This window comes from Pedobacter westerhofensis (genome assembly GCF_900182595.1).
GTDB lineage: Bacteria > Bacteroidota > Bacteroidia > Sphingobacteriales > Sphingobacteriaceae > Pedobacter > Pedobacter westerhofensis.
In genome coordinates, this window is the sequence record NZ_FXTN01000002.1 from 604,410 (window position 1) to 618,661 (window position 14,252).

The window sequence follows — 14,252 nt, forward strand, 5'->3', positions numbered from 1 at the left end:
GAAGGTAGTATCGCGGGAAACAGTCAAGTTGGACGAATCTTCTTAATTGCTGGACAAATCGTTCAGGTCGGCAAGATAGCGGCTCACGCTCTTGCCGGTGCTTTTCTTAAAGAGACGGGAGAAATATGCAGGGTCGTTGTAACCCAGTTCATAAGCGAGTTCCTTTACGGAGGTCTTTGAGTATTGGAGCTTTCGCTGAGCTTCCAGCATCAGACGACCGGTAATCCATTCTTTAGGGGACACGCCGGCATATTCTTTGACAATCCCATAAAGTGTACCGGAGGCCAGCGCCAGCTTATCTGCAATGTGCTGTACATCATGCTGCTCTGTCAGCGTTTCTTCTACCGCTATTTTGAAAGCAATGTATTTTGAAAGTTTAAAGCCGGTATTTGCTCCCTGAACCTGGTACTGCTCAAAATAGGAATTATCATATTCTGTGAGCAGCGTGTGCAGGTGTGCCAGGATTACGTCGGCCTTTTTTTGCTTTCCCGGAGCATGAAGCAACTGGAAAAGCCCGGATAGCAGATTTTTGATCCGCTGCTGAGCAGCCGGATCAAATTTAATGGTATTGACATTATATGGATTTAGCAGAAACGGATATGACACGGGTAGCAGTTTCAGCGTATCCTCATCAAAGGAAAGTGCATATTGCGGCTTATCTTTATCATAAGGTAATTTGGTAAAGATCTGGTTTGGCAGGCCGAAAACCAGTTCTCCGTCATTGATGGTAAAATCATCAAGGTCGGTACTGAATGTTGCGGTACCTTTAACGAGGTACTGGAAATAATAGAATGACAACCGGTGAGGTTTTCGGAGTACCCGGATCACATCTTCGGGCAAGGCTATAGCACAATTTTCATTGAGTGCAATACATACTTTTTCATGGTGCCTTATTTTTTCCAGCAAGCCAATAGTTTCTTCCATTTGATCTCATTTATATTCAAATTTAAGCTTTGTTACTTTTCGTTTCCAACACAGGTCTGTCATAAATCGAGGCGTCCCTGGTGGTGCTGAACCCTTATCAGATCATCAGTGTGCGTGCTGCACAAGAACCCTTCCTCTGGCGTTTCCATTCCTGGCCCTGTCTAATTCTTCCGGCAGTTCTTCAATGCCTATAATGCGGGTAAACTGTCCCAATTGCAGGGGTTTCCATTCATCTGCAAGTTTATTCCAGATTGGCAACCTTGCATGCAGTGGTAATTCTACTGAATCGATACCGGCAAGCTTTATTCCCCTCAATATAAAAGGAAAAATGCTCGTATTTACGTCAGCAGAGGCGACCATCCCACAGCAGGTAACCGTCGCTCCATATTTTATAGATTTGAGCAGCGCGGACAGGATGCTGCCACCAACGGTGTCAATACCGCCGGCGAAGAGGGGGGAAGACAATGGCTTTTTATCGAGCTGCACGGTAAATTGCTCCCGCGAAATGATTTCAGTAGCGCCCAGAAGATCTTTAAAAAACTTAGTATCTGGCTTGCCCGTCACTGCCGTAACACTGTAACCAAGTTTACTCAAAATAGCGATAGCTATGCTGCCGACACCACCGCCGGCACCGGTCACGACAACCGGTCCGTCCTCGGGCCTGATGCCGCACAATAGCAGTTGTTGAACAGAAAGCGCGGCGGTTAAACCCGCTGTACCCAGGCTCATCGCTTCCTCCTCAGTCATATGTGGGGGGAGCGGAACAACCCATCCGGCAGGTACAGATATATACTGACCAAATCCCCCGGGTGTGTTCATGCCCAGGTCAAATCCGGTTACCAGAACTTTATCCCCGGTATTTATACCGGCAGCGTTGGAAGATATGACTGTACCTGCGGCATCCACACCGGGAACATGAGGATACGATCGGGTTATGCCTTTGTTGCCTGAAGCAGAAAGCGCGTCCTTGTAGTTAACGGAGGAATAGTCAACTTTTATAATCACGTCCGCCTTCGGAAGATCTGCGGTGTTTAGGGTCACGATATTTGTTAGGTATTGGCCGCCGGCTTCCGTAACTTGCAGTGCTTTGTAGGTTAAATTCATGATTTTTGTTGTAAAGTTGTGCAGTTTATCGTTGATAAGCAACAGCTTACAAAATATTCCGTTACGGAAACAAAGTATAGTATTACTGATACTCAGCGAGAAAATTTTATGACAGAATTGAATGATGTTGAAATGACCTGTCCGTCTGATGCCTTTTTAAAGGTGATCAAGGGCAAATGTAAAACCACGATCATTGTAATGATCGAAAAAGGCCGTAACAGGTTCAGTGAAATGAAGCGGACATTGCCAACGATTAGTGAGCGGATGATATCCAGGCAACTGGATGAACTGGAAAAGGATGGGATTATCTCACGTGAGGTATTTGGAGAGGTGCCTCCGCGGGTAGAATACTCACTAACAGAATATGGCAAAAGCTTATATCCCATCATCCGTGAAATGAGGAAATGGGGTTATATACATCTTGAGCGCAATTGAGCAGACATCGGAGAACCGATCAGGATGGCTTAGTCAGGATGTGGCCGCGGGGGCTTGTAATGCTGAAACTCTGAGCATATTTTTTTGGCTTATTCCCTATGTGTTTTCAAATACTTTCGTAAAGTGACCCAGGTTCTCGAAACCCATTTGAAAGCCAGCTTCTGATACTGATAAATTTTCTTCGCGCAAAAGCCGTGCGGCTTCTATCATACGCAAGTGCTGATAATAATCGTAGATCCCCATGCCAAATATCTGCTTAAACAATTTGCGGAGCTTCAATTCATTCATACCTGCAATTTGCTTTAATTCAGCTATAGTACTTGGCTGGCTCAATGACGATACAATTTTGTCCCGAACCTGATAAATAGCCCGAATCTCCTTCGCGTTCAGTTGCTGGCCAACGAAATTTTCACGCTTTTTCAAGCTCTCAAAAAGGTGAAAGAGCAATTCCATCGCTTTGATTTTGTAATAAAAACTACTCATCGTGCCCGGCTCTTCCTTTTTTACGATGTCGTTTACGCTGCGTAAAATGTCATCGTTCATCAGTTCCTCTATCCAGAAACTATTAGCACTATCAAAAAGGTACTCGAAGTGTTTAGATTCTTCTTTTAAAAAGCTTCTTAAATACGCTGCACTGATGCTGATGGAGACATGTGTTACCTGGGTGTTTTTTTTAAAATGCATCGTTTGGCGGATCTCATATGGAAAGATTCGCACATAAGGCGGCTCCATGGGAGCGCTGGTTTTATTCTGATCATTTCCGCCCTGCACATGATCCAAAAAGATATTGTGAAACACAAAACCGATACCGTCTGTGATATCAGACTGGCCTGTTACACGGGTAAAATCGCTTATGGTTAAAAAAGACCCGAAGTGCATGGCCATTTCAGGCATAAAGGTAAATCCCTTGAAGAAGTTAATCTGAAAATGTTGCAATACATTTTCTAAGACTAAACCCAGTTTGCTGGTGAATTGCTGAATATCGCTATTTGCATATTCGTCTTCTTGTCGATTCATTTTTTTTTTTCGATTAAAAATAATTGTTTATCGAATATTTTACCCGTAAAACTACAATTAGTTTTGCCTTGTACAAATGAATTACAGTCAAATAAAATTGAATTTATGAAAAAACAGGTATTAATATCCGGCGCCAGCTTTGCGGGATTAACTTTGGCGTACTGGCTGAACAAATTTGGATATGGCGTAACCGTAATAGAAGCGGGCAATGAACTCAGAATATCCGGGTCACCTATCGATGTACGTGGCGAAGCCTTGGACATTGCCAGGGAAATGGGGATATATGACCAGATTAAAGCCCATGAATTTGTCCATACAGATGAGATCGTGGATGCTGAAGATCAAACACTGGTTAAATTTGCAATAAATAATTTGCCGGAGTATCTGGGCGATATTGAAATTCACCGTGGTGATCTGGTAAAAATTATCTATAAGGCTATTCCAAAAGATGAAGTTGAAATTATTTTTGGAAATAGTATATCAACATTGGTCCAGCACGAGGATCATGTGGAGGTATCTTTTGAAAAAGGTGAACCTAAAACATTTGATTTTGTATTCGGAGCGGATGGCACCCATTCTACGGTAAGAAGACTTGCTTTCGGGCCTGAGGAAGACTTTAAAAAGTTTCTGGGTGTTTACTTTGCATTTGCTGCTACGGATCAGATACAAACAGGCAGAGCAGAATCGGCAGGTGTTGTATATCGCGAGCTGGGCAAACAGGCCGTGTTCTATCAGTTTCAAAATGGGGTAAATGCTATCCTTGTTTTCCGGGCGCCCAAACTGGACTGGCATTACAGGGATCGCCAACGACCAAGGGAGATTTTGCACGAATATTTTTCTGGTAATAACAACTGGAAGATCCCGGTAATCCTGGAGGCGATGCTTCATGCTGATGATCTTTATTTTGATGAAGCCTGTCAGATTCATATGCCGGGCTGGACAAAGGGGAGGGTAGCGCTGATAGGTGATGCCGCATACGCGCCGAGCTTTTTTACCGGGATGGGTACCAGTCTTGCTATGCAGGGCGCAACCTTACTTGCCAAGGCACTTCATGCCAGTGACGATCACGAAAGTGCTTTTGCAATATACAATGATCAGTTTAAACCTTTCGTGGAGAGCGTTCAGGCACGCGTTGAGCATAGCTTAAAAGTTCAGTTACCTGAAACGGAGGATGAACTTCGGGCATCAATTACAGCTTGGGTAAATGAGGAAAAAGAAGGGCAATAATAGTAAAAGTGTATAACGATTAATTGATCAGTTCTTATTTGATACAGATGTTAGTTGCCTGTACCTTGCCGGTGAGTCCAAGGTTGGAGCAAGATGCCAGCGGTATTAGAGCGAGTTTTTAGGGGTTTTGTCGCAGCTATTTTGCTATCATCTCGCTCTAAGGTCGGACTCACCGGCAAGGTGCAGGCAAATGCCGGTAATGTCAAATTATTTTATTGCAAGAAAAGGCAAATTGAAGAATTACTGTTTTGGCAGGTTTTACAAAAATTTGTATCCTACGCTAAGGCTAAAAATATTTGGTTTTTGTCCAAAATCCTTATTGAGCTTAGTGAAGCCAATACTGTTACGCGTATCAATAGTAAACTTGCCCAGATCAATACCTACATTTAACACGCCACCTACGCTTGTTCTTTTATACTTGGAATCAACTGGTGAAACCTGATCTTTTAGGTTGTAATACAGGTCAGGCCCTGCTGATGCCCGTAGAATCAGATCTCCCTTATCTATGATCCTGTAGCCTACCATCAAAGGAACATTCAAATCTTTGAATTTAGGTGTGTAGGTTTTGGAATTGAAAGTGTATTCGTTACTAAATGTAATATAATTAAGCTCTGGCTGAAAGTAGATCTTACTCCCAACTCTGGCAAATATTCCTGCATTAAAACCTGCTTTTCCTTTTCTGTCAGACATGTCTATTAATCCGTTCGCCAGGGTAGACAGATTGATACCTGATTTAACTCCGAAAGTAAAATCAGGGCTCGACTGTGCTTTTACTGAACCTGTGGCAGCCATAAAAAGGACTGCCGTACCAAGTAGTTGCATACTTTTATTACTGAAATTTTTAAATTTAAGTGTTCTCATCGATTTTATGTTTTCTTTAGAACACGCCTAAACTTCTTTACCCTTACTGACTTTTCAATAATTTTCTTAGCCGAAATTTATAATCAAACCATGCTACCGTGAGAAAATAGAAATCAGCAGTAACAAAACATTCAACTCTGACATTGGTTAAACTTATAACCTATGAAGATTTGACTAATGAAAGAGCATGAAACTAACACCAAAGATGGCAACATTTCCCGCAAAGACTTTTTATCACTGACCGGAAAATCTGTCGCTGCAGGCGCAGCCGGTTCGTTGATCGCGACCGGGATCCTGCAAAGTGATGTATTGGCGCAAACATCTAAAAAAGCGGTTTCGCCCCCTGCAAGCATACCTGCCGGGGTAGAAGAACCGATTGTACTGGAAGCCTGGAAATCAGATGTTGACCAGCAGTCGGGCCCAACCCCAACGCCGCTGCCTCCGGCTCGTCGTATAAGATACGCCGTAGTAGGACTGGGCCATCTGGCACTTGAGGAAATCCTGCCCGCACTCAGCATCTGTAAAAAATCAAAGCTGACCGCCCTGGTGAGCGGCAGCCCCGATAAAATGAAAAAGGTAGCGGCACAGTATGGTATCAAGACTGAAAACTGCTACAGCTATCAAACTTACGATCAGCTGAAAAGCAATAAAGAAGTAGACGTCATTTACATCGTTTTGCCAAATGCCCTCCACAAAGAATATGTAATCCGCGGCGCCAAAGCAGGCAAGCATATCCTGTGCGAGAAACCAATGGCCATCTCTTCCAGGGAATGCGAAGAAATGATAGAGGCATGTAATGCTGCAAAAGTAAAGCTGATGATTGCCTACCGGATCCAGTACCAGCCACACAACAGGAAAGTACGCGAGCTTGTGCAAAACAAAACATTTGGTGCGGTCAAATATATTGAGGCTTCCAATTCTCAGGGCAGTGCCAACCCTGCACACTGGCGCCACAAGAAAGCTTTAGCCGGCGGCGGATCATTGCCGGATATAGGATTATACTGCCTGAACACCAACAGGTTTATTTTGGGAGAAGAACCTACGGAGGTTTTTGCCTACCAGTACAGCACTCCCGGAAATCCGCTTTTTGCAGAAGTAGAGGAATTGATTTCCTGGCAGATGAAATTCCCCAGTGGGGTAATCGCCAGTTCATCCTCTGACTATAATGTTCATGAAAGCCGCCATTACCGCGTATTGTGCGAAAAGGGATGGTTAAATATGGATAAGGCTTATGCCTACAAAGGCCAGAAGCTGCAAACGGCCCATGCTGAAGGCAAAATGGAAAAGCAGGAGGAAATCGGGATTGCGGAGACCAATCAGTTCGCGGCAGAAATGGACCATTTTTCGGATTGTACCATCAATAACAAGCGGCCATTTACACCAGGCGAAGAAGGCTTGAAGGATCATTTGCTGATGGAAGCCATATACGAGTCTGCAAGGGAAGGAAAACCAGTAAAAATCATTAGAAATGCCGGGCAAGGTACCCATGGTGCAGAACCAGAAATGGATTAGACATCGGCTAATTTTAAAATGGAGTATCAGCAGACGTTTTTTGCATACATTGATTACCACTGAGTGGTGATCAATGTACGCTTCAAACTGATCACTATCTATTTCTGATCTGCCTTAAATGTTCCGGCATCAACCTCCTTTAAGAAGGAGGTAAGAGCATTGAAGTAGCGCTCCTGATCATCGTACATCGCCATGTGGCTCCCTTCGGGGCAAAGGTAAGTCCGGCTGTCAGGTAATAGCCGCCCCTCTTTTTTCATGCTTGCAGGATTCATCTCATCATATTGTCCGCCCAGTACCAGCACAGGAATCTTAATGTTTGGCAGCCTGCTCCAGAAATCCCAGTTCTTAAAATTCCCGGTGACATGGAATTCGTCGACGCCCTGCATCTGCATATAAACCGTTGTATTCACTTTTTTAAATCCTCTAAGCAGGGGTTCCGGCCATTGTGCTATGGGGATGCGGCAAATGACCTGGCTGTAGAGCTTGTTCATGAGCAGGTCCGTATATAAAGGCGAGGAATAAGCTTTACGCCTGTCCAGAGAATCATAAAGAGCTTTATCTTTTGCTGTGAACAGCTTTGATTTCAGGGTCTCGGAGTAGTCTGTGAAATCCTTTATACCCGCAGTCATGTTTGAAAAAACTGCGCCTTTTACGTGCGACTGGTACTTGTCCAGGTATTCCATAGCGAGCAGTCCGCCCCAGGAATGCCCAAGGATATAAAAGTTGTCCAGCCCGAGGCCCTTGCGAACCTGCTCAACTTCCTCTACATACCGGGGGATGTTCCATAATGAGGTATCTGCCGGAACATCAGAGTTCCCGCAGCCCAGCTGATCATAATAATAGATTTCCATACCTTGTTTAGGCAGAAAATCTTCGAAGCATTCCATGTAATCGTGTGAAAAGCCCGGCCCGCCGTGTAAAAGCAATACCTTTATTTTTCCATCACCAACCTTTTTTGTCCAAACTTTATACTTGCCATCAACGCTGATCAGCTTATTGCCACCGGTTTTGATCGTATCGGTTTTTGATGTTCTTGCGGGAATTACAGGTTTTTCCGGCTGTTTACAAGCCAATAGGGTAGCCACAGCCACCAGTAAAAATTTTAATTTCATAGGATGATTCGAAAAAGTATTTTCGATAAAGTTACAGTTTTATGTGCGGGATGTTTATTAGAATGGTAATAGGAGTTATCAGTTTCCTTGTGAAGAACCTGGCTTGAGAAGATCGAAATTTGATGACACTTTAACGTTTTCTTATGCCAGAAACAAGACAAAAAAGAATGACTGAGCGAATGGCTGAGTCCATCTTTATCATCAAGTGTGGAAGTGGAGTTGCGCTCTGTTACTTCCTTTATAACATTTGGCCAAAATATCAGTTTGACCTCGCTATGATTTCGGTGTTGTTTGGATTATCATTTGAAAACAGCAGGAAGCAGGCTGTGGATGCAATTTTATCAAATGTACTGGGATGTGCTATAGCGCTTTTTCTCCTGCTGCTGCCTTTACCTGGAATCTGGCTGCTCAGTTTTGGTGTAATTCTGGTGGTGGTGCTGGGATACGGCTCTGGCCTTGGTGAAATGATTAAACCTGCACTGGCGGCACTGGTGATTGTCCTGCTGCAACAGGAACGTACAATACATTGGTTCGGGCCTCTGCAAAGTGTATTCTCATTGCTGACAGGTTGTGCAGTAGCAATAGTACTTACCGTTATGTTCGACTTCTGGCTGCCGAAAGATGTGGTTTCATCCCCGGAGGATAGGATATCTTCAGAAAATTAACTAACCTGCCTCGCCATCCTGTTCTGCGGCAGGTTCCCAAAGTTCTATGATATTGCCCTCGGGATCCAGTATATGGATAAACTTGCCGTAGTCAAATTCTGCAATCTCGTCTACAATGGTAATATTGTCTTTCTTTAGTTCTGCTACCAGTGAAACGAGATTCTCTACCCTATAATTAATCATGAAGGGCTTGGTTGAGGGATTGAAGTATTTGGTGTCCTGCGGAAATGTAGACCAGGATGTAGAGCCGGTTTGCGCAGGGTTTTCATCCTGCCGCCATTCGAAAGTTGCGCCGTATTGGCCTGCAGGAATGCCGAGGTGTTTTGAATACCATTCGTTCATTTTTTGCGGATCTTCACATTTAAAGAAAACGCCGCCAATACCCGTTACTTTTTTCATGATAAAGCATCTAGATGTTTATTCAATTGCACCTTGGCAGCAATTTCCATCTAATTACGGAAATAAACAAATTTGTTTTTCAGCTCCCTGTGCCGGTGAATTATAATGTCTGCCCCAGCACTTTCTCTTTGCCCCAGTCCGCAATGTCATTCAGGATTGGCGTTAGACTATTGCCAAGCTCTGTCATCGCATAATCCACGCGGGGCGGGATTTCCTTGTACTGTGTCCGGCTGATCAATCCATCCGCTTCAAGTTCCTTTAATTGTTCAGTGAGCACCTTTCTCGAAATGGTAGGCATTCTTGCGGCAATCTCTCCAAAGCGCCTGGTATGATCTGACAGGATATAAAGAATGATGGTTTTCCACCGTCCGCCGATTAAAGCCATCGTTGCGGTAGCCGGGCATGCGTTCTGATCTGGTTTATTTTTCATTAGTTACTTTTAGCTTACCACTATTTTTACTGTTACATTTACGTAACCAGTTACTTTTTGAAATTGTTATTAGTTTCTTTGCGTAACAAAGATAATTATTCATTTAAATCAAACCAACTATGATATTAATAACAGGGGCAACGGGCCACCTTGGAAAAGCAGCAATCAATGCACTTCTGGAAAAAGGTATCCCGGCCAGCGGTATTACCGCACTGGTAAGGGATGAAAACAAAGCGGCCGACCTGAAAGCAAAAGGCATTCAGATCAGGACCGGCGATTACCATGATTATGATTCATTAAAAGAAGCTTTAAAGGCAGTGGATAAACTCCTGCTGGTTTCGTCAAATGATCTGAACGAGCGGCTTAAACAACATCAGAATGTGATCAATGCTGCGAAGGAGAATGGGGTAAAATATATCGCTTATACCAGCATCGACATCAGGAGCTTTGAAGATTCTGTGATCCCTGGGGTTAGCCAGATCCATAGTGATACAGCTGACTATCTAAAAGCCTCGGGTATTCCCTATACTTTACTAAACGATGGCTTATACGCTGATCTGGTACCGATGTTTGCAGGTGAAAAAGTTTTGGAAACGGGTCTTTTCTTTCCTGCGGGCGAAGGAAAAATACCTTTTGCAGTAAGGGCTGAAATGGCAGAAGCGGCGGCGGTGGTGCTGAGCAATGAAGGGCATGAAAATAAGGAATATGCGATTACCGCAGACACTGCTTATTCATTTGACGAGATTGCAGCAATGATTGCTGAGATCAGCGGTAAGGATGTGCAGTACCTTCGCCCTGATAAAGAAGCTTATATCGGCGCATTGGTACAGGCCGGTGTTCCTGAGGGTGACGCGGCGTTTTTTGCCGGCTTTGGTGAAGCCATTAAAGAAGGGCAGTTTGATACCCGTCGCAGTGATCTGGCAAAGTTGCTGGGCAGAAAACCACAGGACCTGAAAGATTTTTTAAAAGGCATTTATGGAGCTTAATGCGTTAGCGTATTAAGCAGGTAAAAAAGCCAGTTGCACTGATTGCCCTGCCCCTATAATTGTCTGAATTTTTGGGGTACTGCAAGTGGTACAGCTGGCTTTTCTTTTAAATTTCTTATTTTGCTGCGATGGAACCATTACTGATTTCTAAAGCAGAAGCACGCAGGATTATCTTACATGCAGCAGGACTTGCGCATAGCGGGCAGTTTGGCTATGGTGCAGATGCAGTTTACCGGATTATTGATCACCTGGGTTTTGTGCAGCTGGATACCAATTATGTAGTGGAACGGGCACATCACCATGTGTTTGCCGCGCGGGTACCTGGTTATCAGCCTGAATGGCTGGCGGAACTGGCGGAAGAGGGCAAGATCTTTGAATATTTTACCTCGGATGCTGGTTTTCTGCCCATGCATGATTTCCGTTTTTCACTGCCGGTGAAGGGGAGTTTTGCGAAAAATGGCAAGCCGCTTACCGCGGCAGAAACGCGGCTCATGAAGGAGGTACTAGACAGGGTGGAACGTGAGGGGCCGCTGATGGTAGGCGATTTTGAGGACGACAGGCTGGAGGCAAGTACAGGCTGGTGGGACTGGCGGCCGGCAAAGGTTGCGCTGGAAAGGCTGTACCTGGAGGGCAAGCTCATGATCACGCGGACGGCCAAGTTCCAGAAACGCTATGATCTGCCGATGAATTTGATTCCGGCTGAAACAGAACTGACTGAACCATCAGCAGCGGAATTTGCGCGCTTTGTGATACGGCGGACACTCGGCGCACTTGGAATATCCTATCTGAAAGAGATGGCCTGGCGCGCACGCCGGGTAAAGGGAAACCTCGTAAAACAGCAGCTGGAAGAAATGGTTGCTGCAGGAGAGCTGCGGATAATCAGTGTGGAAGGGCTTAAAAGCGCGGCATTGTATATGCTGGCTGATCAGGACAGGGAGATTGAACTGTCTGGCGAGGCTTTTATTCTCTCACCTTTTGATATCCTGAATGTTTTCCGCCATCGTTTAAAAGACTTTTTTGATTTCGATTACCAGATCGAATGTTTTGTGCCCGCACCAAAACGGAAGTATGGTTATTTTTCCCTGCCGGTATTGGTTGGGGATGTATTTGTGGCGCGTATGGATGCAAAAGCAGACAGGAAACAAAAGGTACTGATTGTCCATAACCTGCACTTTGAGGAGATCCAGCTCAGTGCTGAGATGATCAGCAAAATTGTGGAAGCCCTCAAAGCGTTTGTCCAGTTTAACGGCTGCCGCGATATTATTTTTAAGCGCTCTAACCGCCAAGGCTACCTTAGCAGTATCAGCAAGGCTTTTCAATAATCCATTCGTTACTGCGCCCGCTGCTTTTCTTCATCACTGGAAGTACTGCGTTTGCGCGAAGCGGCAATGTTTTTACCAAAACGGTAACTGAAACTCAGCGTACCGTTGCGGGTATCGTTCCGTTGATAAAAGCCGTTATTTTGGTTCAGGTAGTTTACGCTGATGCGGTAGGTATTGCTGTAAAAAATATCTGAGGCCGCCAGTCTGATGGTTCCCTGCCCGTTTAACACCGTTGCCTTCAATCCGGCATCCACAGCATAGTTATGATCCACAGCAAAGATGGTTTGTATCACAGGGGATGTATAAGTGCCGGTAATTTCTGCCCTCAGTCCGATTTTTTTGTACAGGCTGACAGATTGTGTGGTAGTGCCGTCATACGAGAAGCGGTGATAATCATAACTGCCACCCTGGTAGTCTGATTTTTCCTGCTGGTGATAGCCCTGGGCCATAAAGGTAATGTCCCACCATGAAGCCGGATGAAACGTAGCGGAAAGGCGTATACCGGCGGAGGCGCTGAGGCCCACATTAGCATGGGTATCATAAAAGATCTTGTTCACATTATCCTGAACGGTGACATTGCTGAACACATCGTGCGTAACAGTATAATAAGCGGTAGCATTAAAATCCTTGTGATAGGTGTAACCCAGTTCAATATTATGAACAAATGCAGGCTGCAGCGCAGGGTTGCCTGTAAGATAGCTGTAAGGATTTGCATAATGCCGGGCTGGGTTGAGGCGGCTATATTCCGGACGTTGTATCCTGTAGCCATAGTTGAGCTGCAGCAGATGATCATCATCAAATTTATAGGAGGCAAAGAGGGTTGGGAACAGTTTAAAATATCTTCTTTTGTTCAGCGAATCCAGGGTTTGGGAATATCCCCGGATATTGGTTAATTCTCCGCGCAGTCCGCCCTGCAAAGTCCATTTGCCAACGCTGCCGTTAACACTGGCATAGGCCGCAGCCGTGTTTTCTGTATACTGGAAATGATCGGAGTTTCCAGTAACAAGCTGGGGCGTGGATCCTCCGTTATTATAGAAATCGAAGATGTTGGTGCTCCTGATACTGCTGTACTTGATGCCAGAATTGATCGTCCATGTTTTGCTGAGCTGATCGTTGTACTCGGTTTTTCCGGAATAGATATCAATGTTCTGAATGGTGGGGGTAAAGATATGATAGGGACTTAGGCTCATCGTTCCGTCAGGAAAAAAAGTTTGGTTATCTACATACTGGTCGCGGGTACTTCTGTACGGAGAATAATCCAGATCAAGATTCAGGCTGCTGCCGCCCGTATCAAGTTTGATATTGTAATTGAGGTTGTAGGCATAAAGATTACCGCGGTTTGGTGTATGCCCGGTTGTTTGCAATACCGAATCCGGGAACGACTTATAATTGTTGGTCACGTAGGTAGGGGTGTTGGTCAAAACTGTACCGCTGCGGTTGCTGCCGGTGATCAGGAAACCCAGTATTTGCTGCTCGCTTAACTGGTAATCTGCCCCAAGCCGGTAGTTATGGCTCCTCGATTCAAATTTATTATAGCCAGGACTATCCCAGAATGAATGGTTATCTGCAGTTTGATAGATAACATACTCCTGCTGGTCGTGCGCCCTGTTCTGGTCCCGGTATCCGTAGCTGCCGTAAACATTCAGTTTGCTGCTGCGGTAATTGAATGTACTGCTGACGTTATAGCTGCCATAAACGGACTGGGTGTAAGCACTGCCAAGTGTACCGTTAAAGCCCAGTTGTTTTGATTTTTTTGTAATGATATTGATCACCGAGGAGCCCGCGGCATCGAACATCGCCGGAGGGTTGGAAAATACTTCTACCCGGGAAATCAGATCTGATGGGATCCCCTGGAGATAGCTGGCCAGATCATCGCCTGAGAGCTGCAGGGGCTTGCCGTCAAGGTAAATCTTCACATCTTTTTTATTGACGTTAATCGTATTGTCTGCACGCAGCTGGACACCCGGTGCTTTTCCGAGCGCCTCCCAGGCATTTCCGCCCGAAGCAAGAATGCTGTTTTCCACATTGAAAATGATGCGGTCGATCTTTCTTTCGATAATCGGCCTGCGGGCAGAGATGTTGACTACGCCCAGTTGTTTTGTTTGGGGCTGTTTGAGGCTGCTGGCAGAATCGGCCGGCTTTTGCTGTTGTGCATGAACGAAAAGAGGTAATAAAAACAGCAGGGCAGAGAGGATCTTTTTCATGCAGCAAACCTACATCAGCGTAAGATTAACGAATATTAAGAAACATTAAATAAC

Annotated in this window: 14 protein-coding genes; 6 read left to right on the forward strand and 8 right to left on the reverse strand. The window is 44.9% G+C overall.

Annotated features, from left to right (window positions below; all coding sequences use genetic code 11):
• Positions 1-42: 42 nt before the first annotated feature.
• Both FN831_RS05360 and FN831_RS05365 read right to left on the reverse strand, forming a co-directional pair.
• A complete protein-coding gene (locus FN831_RS05360; RefSeq protein WP_142527171.1) occupies positions 43-924 on the reverse strand; it encodes a helix-turn-helix domain-containing protein in 882 nt (293 codons plus the stop codon).
• A 105-nt stretch (positions 925-1,029) separates the two neighbouring features.
• A complete protein-coding gene (locus FN831_RS05365) occupies positions 1,030-2,028 on the reverse strand; it encodes a YhdH/YhfP family quinone oxidoreductase (protein WP_142527172.1) in 999 nt (332 codons plus the stop codon).
• Between the two features lie 108 nt (positions 2,029-2,136).
• Here FN831_RS05365 and FN831_RS05370 point away from each other — a divergent pair, with 108 nt between their 5' ends.
• A complete protein-coding gene (locus FN831_RS05370) occupies positions 2,137-2,463 on the forward strand; it encodes a winged helix-turn-helix transcriptional regulator (protein WP_142527173.1) in 327 nt (108 codons plus the stop codon).
• A gap of 96 nt (positions 2,464-2,559) precedes the next feature.
• On the opposite strand, the gene FN831_RS05375 is transcribed toward FN831_RS05370, so the two are convergent.
• Positions 2,560-3,480 carry a helix-turn-helix transcriptional regulator gene (locus tag FN831_RS05375; protein WP_221931276.1) on the reverse strand — a complete coding sequence of 307 codons (921 nt, stop codon included), beginning with the start codon at positions 3,478-3,480 and terminating at the stop codon, positions 2,560-2,562.
• A gap of 105 nt (positions 3,481-3,585) precedes the next feature.
• Here FN831_RS05375 and FN831_RS05380 point away from each other — a divergent pair, with 105 nt between their 5' ends.
• Positions 3,586-4,707: an FAD-dependent monooxygenase gene (locus tag FN831_RS05380; RefSeq protein WP_142527174.1), complete on the forward strand. Its 1,122-nt coding sequence runs from the start codon at positions 3,586-3,588 to the stop codon at positions 4,705-4,707.
• Positions 4,708-4,965: 258 nt separating this feature from the next.
• Here the strand turns inward: FN831_RS05380 and FN831_RS05385 are convergent, their stop codons facing one another.
• Positions 4,966-5,568, reverse strand: coding sequence for a porin family protein (locus FN831_RS05385; RefSeq protein WP_142527175.1), 603 nt, complete (start codon positions 5,566-5,568; stop codon positions 4,966-4,968).
• Positions 5,569-5,745: 177 nt separating this feature from the next.
• Here FN831_RS05385 and FN831_RS05390 point away from each other — a divergent pair, with 177 nt between their 5' ends.
• On the forward strand, positions 5,746-7,080 hold the full coding sequence (locus FN831_RS05390; protein WP_142527176.1) for a Gfo/Idh/MocA family protein: 1,335 nt from the start codon (positions 5,746-5,748) through the stop codon (positions 7,078-7,080).
• A gap of 98 nt (positions 7,081-7,178) precedes the next feature.
• Here the strand turns inward: FN831_RS05390 and FN831_RS05395 are convergent, their stop codons facing one another.
• The gene (locus tag FN831_RS05395) at positions 7,179-8,192 is read right to left on the reverse strand and encodes a proline iminopeptidase-family hydrolase (protein ID WP_142527177.1); all 1,014 of its coding nucleotides are present in this window, start codon (positions 8,190-8,192) and stop codon (positions 7,179-7,181) included.
• 143 nt (positions 8,193-8,335) lie between these two features.
• Between FN831_RS05395 and FN831_RS05400 the strand changes: the two genes are divergently transcribed.
• A complete protein-coding gene (locus tag FN831_RS05400; RefSeq protein ID WP_142527178.1) occupies positions 8,336-8,857 on the forward strand; it encodes an aromatic acid exporter family protein in 522 nt (173 codons plus the stop codon).
• Here FN831_RS05400 and FN831_RS05405 read toward each other — a convergent pair whose 3' ends face one another.
• On the reverse strand, positions 8,858-9,256 hold the full coding sequence (locus tag FN831_RS05405; protein ID WP_142527179.1) for a VOC family protein: 399 nt from the start codon (positions 9,254-9,256) through the stop codon (positions 8,858-8,860).
• Between the two features lie 100 nt (positions 9,257-9,356).
• Positions 9,357-9,686: a winged helix-turn-helix transcriptional regulator gene (locus FN831_RS05410; RefSeq protein WP_142527180.1), complete on the reverse strand. Its 330-nt coding sequence runs from the start codon at positions 9,684-9,686 to the stop codon at positions 9,357-9,359.
• A gap of 119 nt (positions 9,687-9,805) precedes the next feature.
• Here FN831_RS05410 and FN831_RS05415 point away from each other — a divergent pair, with 119 nt between their 5' ends.
• Both FN831_RS05415 and FN831_RS05420 read left to right on the forward strand, forming a co-directional pair.
• Entirely contained in the window at positions 9,806-10,672 is an 867-nt protein-coding gene (locus FN831_RS05415) for an SDR family oxidoreductase (RefSeq protein ID WP_142527181.1), read from the forward strand.
• A 128-nt stretch (positions 10,673-10,800) separates the two neighbouring features.
• Positions 10,801-11,994, forward strand: a complete 1,194-nt coding sequence (locus FN831_RS05420) for a winged helix-turn-helix domain-containing protein (RefSeq protein ID WP_142527182.1) — start codon at positions 10,801-10,803, stop codon at positions 11,992-11,994.
• Positions 11,995-12,002: 8 nt separating this feature from the next.
• On the opposite strand, the gene FN831_RS05425 is transcribed toward FN831_RS05420, so the two are convergent.
• Positions 12,003-14,198: an outer membrane beta-barrel family protein gene (locus FN831_RS05425; RefSeq protein WP_142527183.1), complete on the reverse strand. Its 2,196-nt coding sequence runs from the start codon at positions 14,196-14,198 to the stop codon at positions 12,003-12,005.
• Positions 14,199-14,252 lie beyond the last annotated feature (54 nt).

Coding starts and splice junctions, on each gene's coding strand:
- FN831_RS05360 (WP_142527171.1), bottom strand. CDS start 924: ATGGAAGAAACTATTGGCTTGCTGGAAAAAATAAGGCACCATGAAAAA.
- FN831_RS05365 (WP_142527172.1), bottom strand. CDS start 2,028: ATGAATTTAACCTACAAAGCACTGCAAGTTACGGAAGCCGGCGGCCAA.
- FN831_RS05370 (WP_142527173.1), top strand. CDS start 2,137: ATGACAGAATTGAATGATGTTGAAATGACCTGTCCGTCTGATGCCTTT.
- FN831_RS05375 (WP_221931276.1), bottom strand. CDS start 3,480: ATGAATCGACAAGAAGACGAATATGCAAATAGCGATATTCAGCAATTC.
- FN831_RS05380 (WP_142527174.1), top strand. CDS start 3,586: ATGAAAAAACAGGTATTAATATCCGGCGCCAGCTTTGCGGGATTAACT.
- FN831_RS05385 (WP_142527175.1), bottom strand. CDS start 5,568: ATGAGAACACTTAAATTTAAAAATTTCAGTAATAAAAGTATGCAACTA.
- FN831_RS05390 (WP_142527176.1), top strand. CDS start 5,746: ATGAAAGAGCATGAAACTAACACCAAAGATGGCAACATTTCCCGCAAA.
- FN831_RS05395 (WP_142527177.1), bottom strand. CDS start 8,192: ATGAAATTAAAATTTTTACTGGTGGCTGTGGCTACCCTATTGGCTTGT.
- FN831_RS05400 (WP_142527178.1), top strand. CDS start 8,336: ATGCCAGAAACAAGACAAAAAAGAATGACTGAGCGAATGGCTGAGTCC.
- FN831_RS05405 (WP_142527179.1), bottom strand. CDS start 9,256: ATGAAAAAAGTAACGGGTATTGGCGGCGTTTTCTTTAAATGTGAAGAT.
- FN831_RS05410 (WP_142527180.1), bottom strand. CDS start 9,686: ATGAAAAATAAACCAGATCAGAACGCATGCCCGGCTACCGCAACGATG.
- FN831_RS05415 (WP_142527181.1), top strand. CDS start 9,806: ATGATATTAATAACAGGGGCAACGGGCCACCTTGGAAAAGCAGCAATC.
- FN831_RS05420 (WP_142527182.1), top strand. CDS start 10,801: ATGGAACCATTACTGATTTCTAAAGCAGAAGCACGCAGGATTATCTTA.
- FN831_RS05425 (WP_142527183.1), bottom strand. CDS start 14,198: ATGAAAAAGATCCTCTCTGCCCTGCTGTTTTTATTACCTCTTTTCGTT.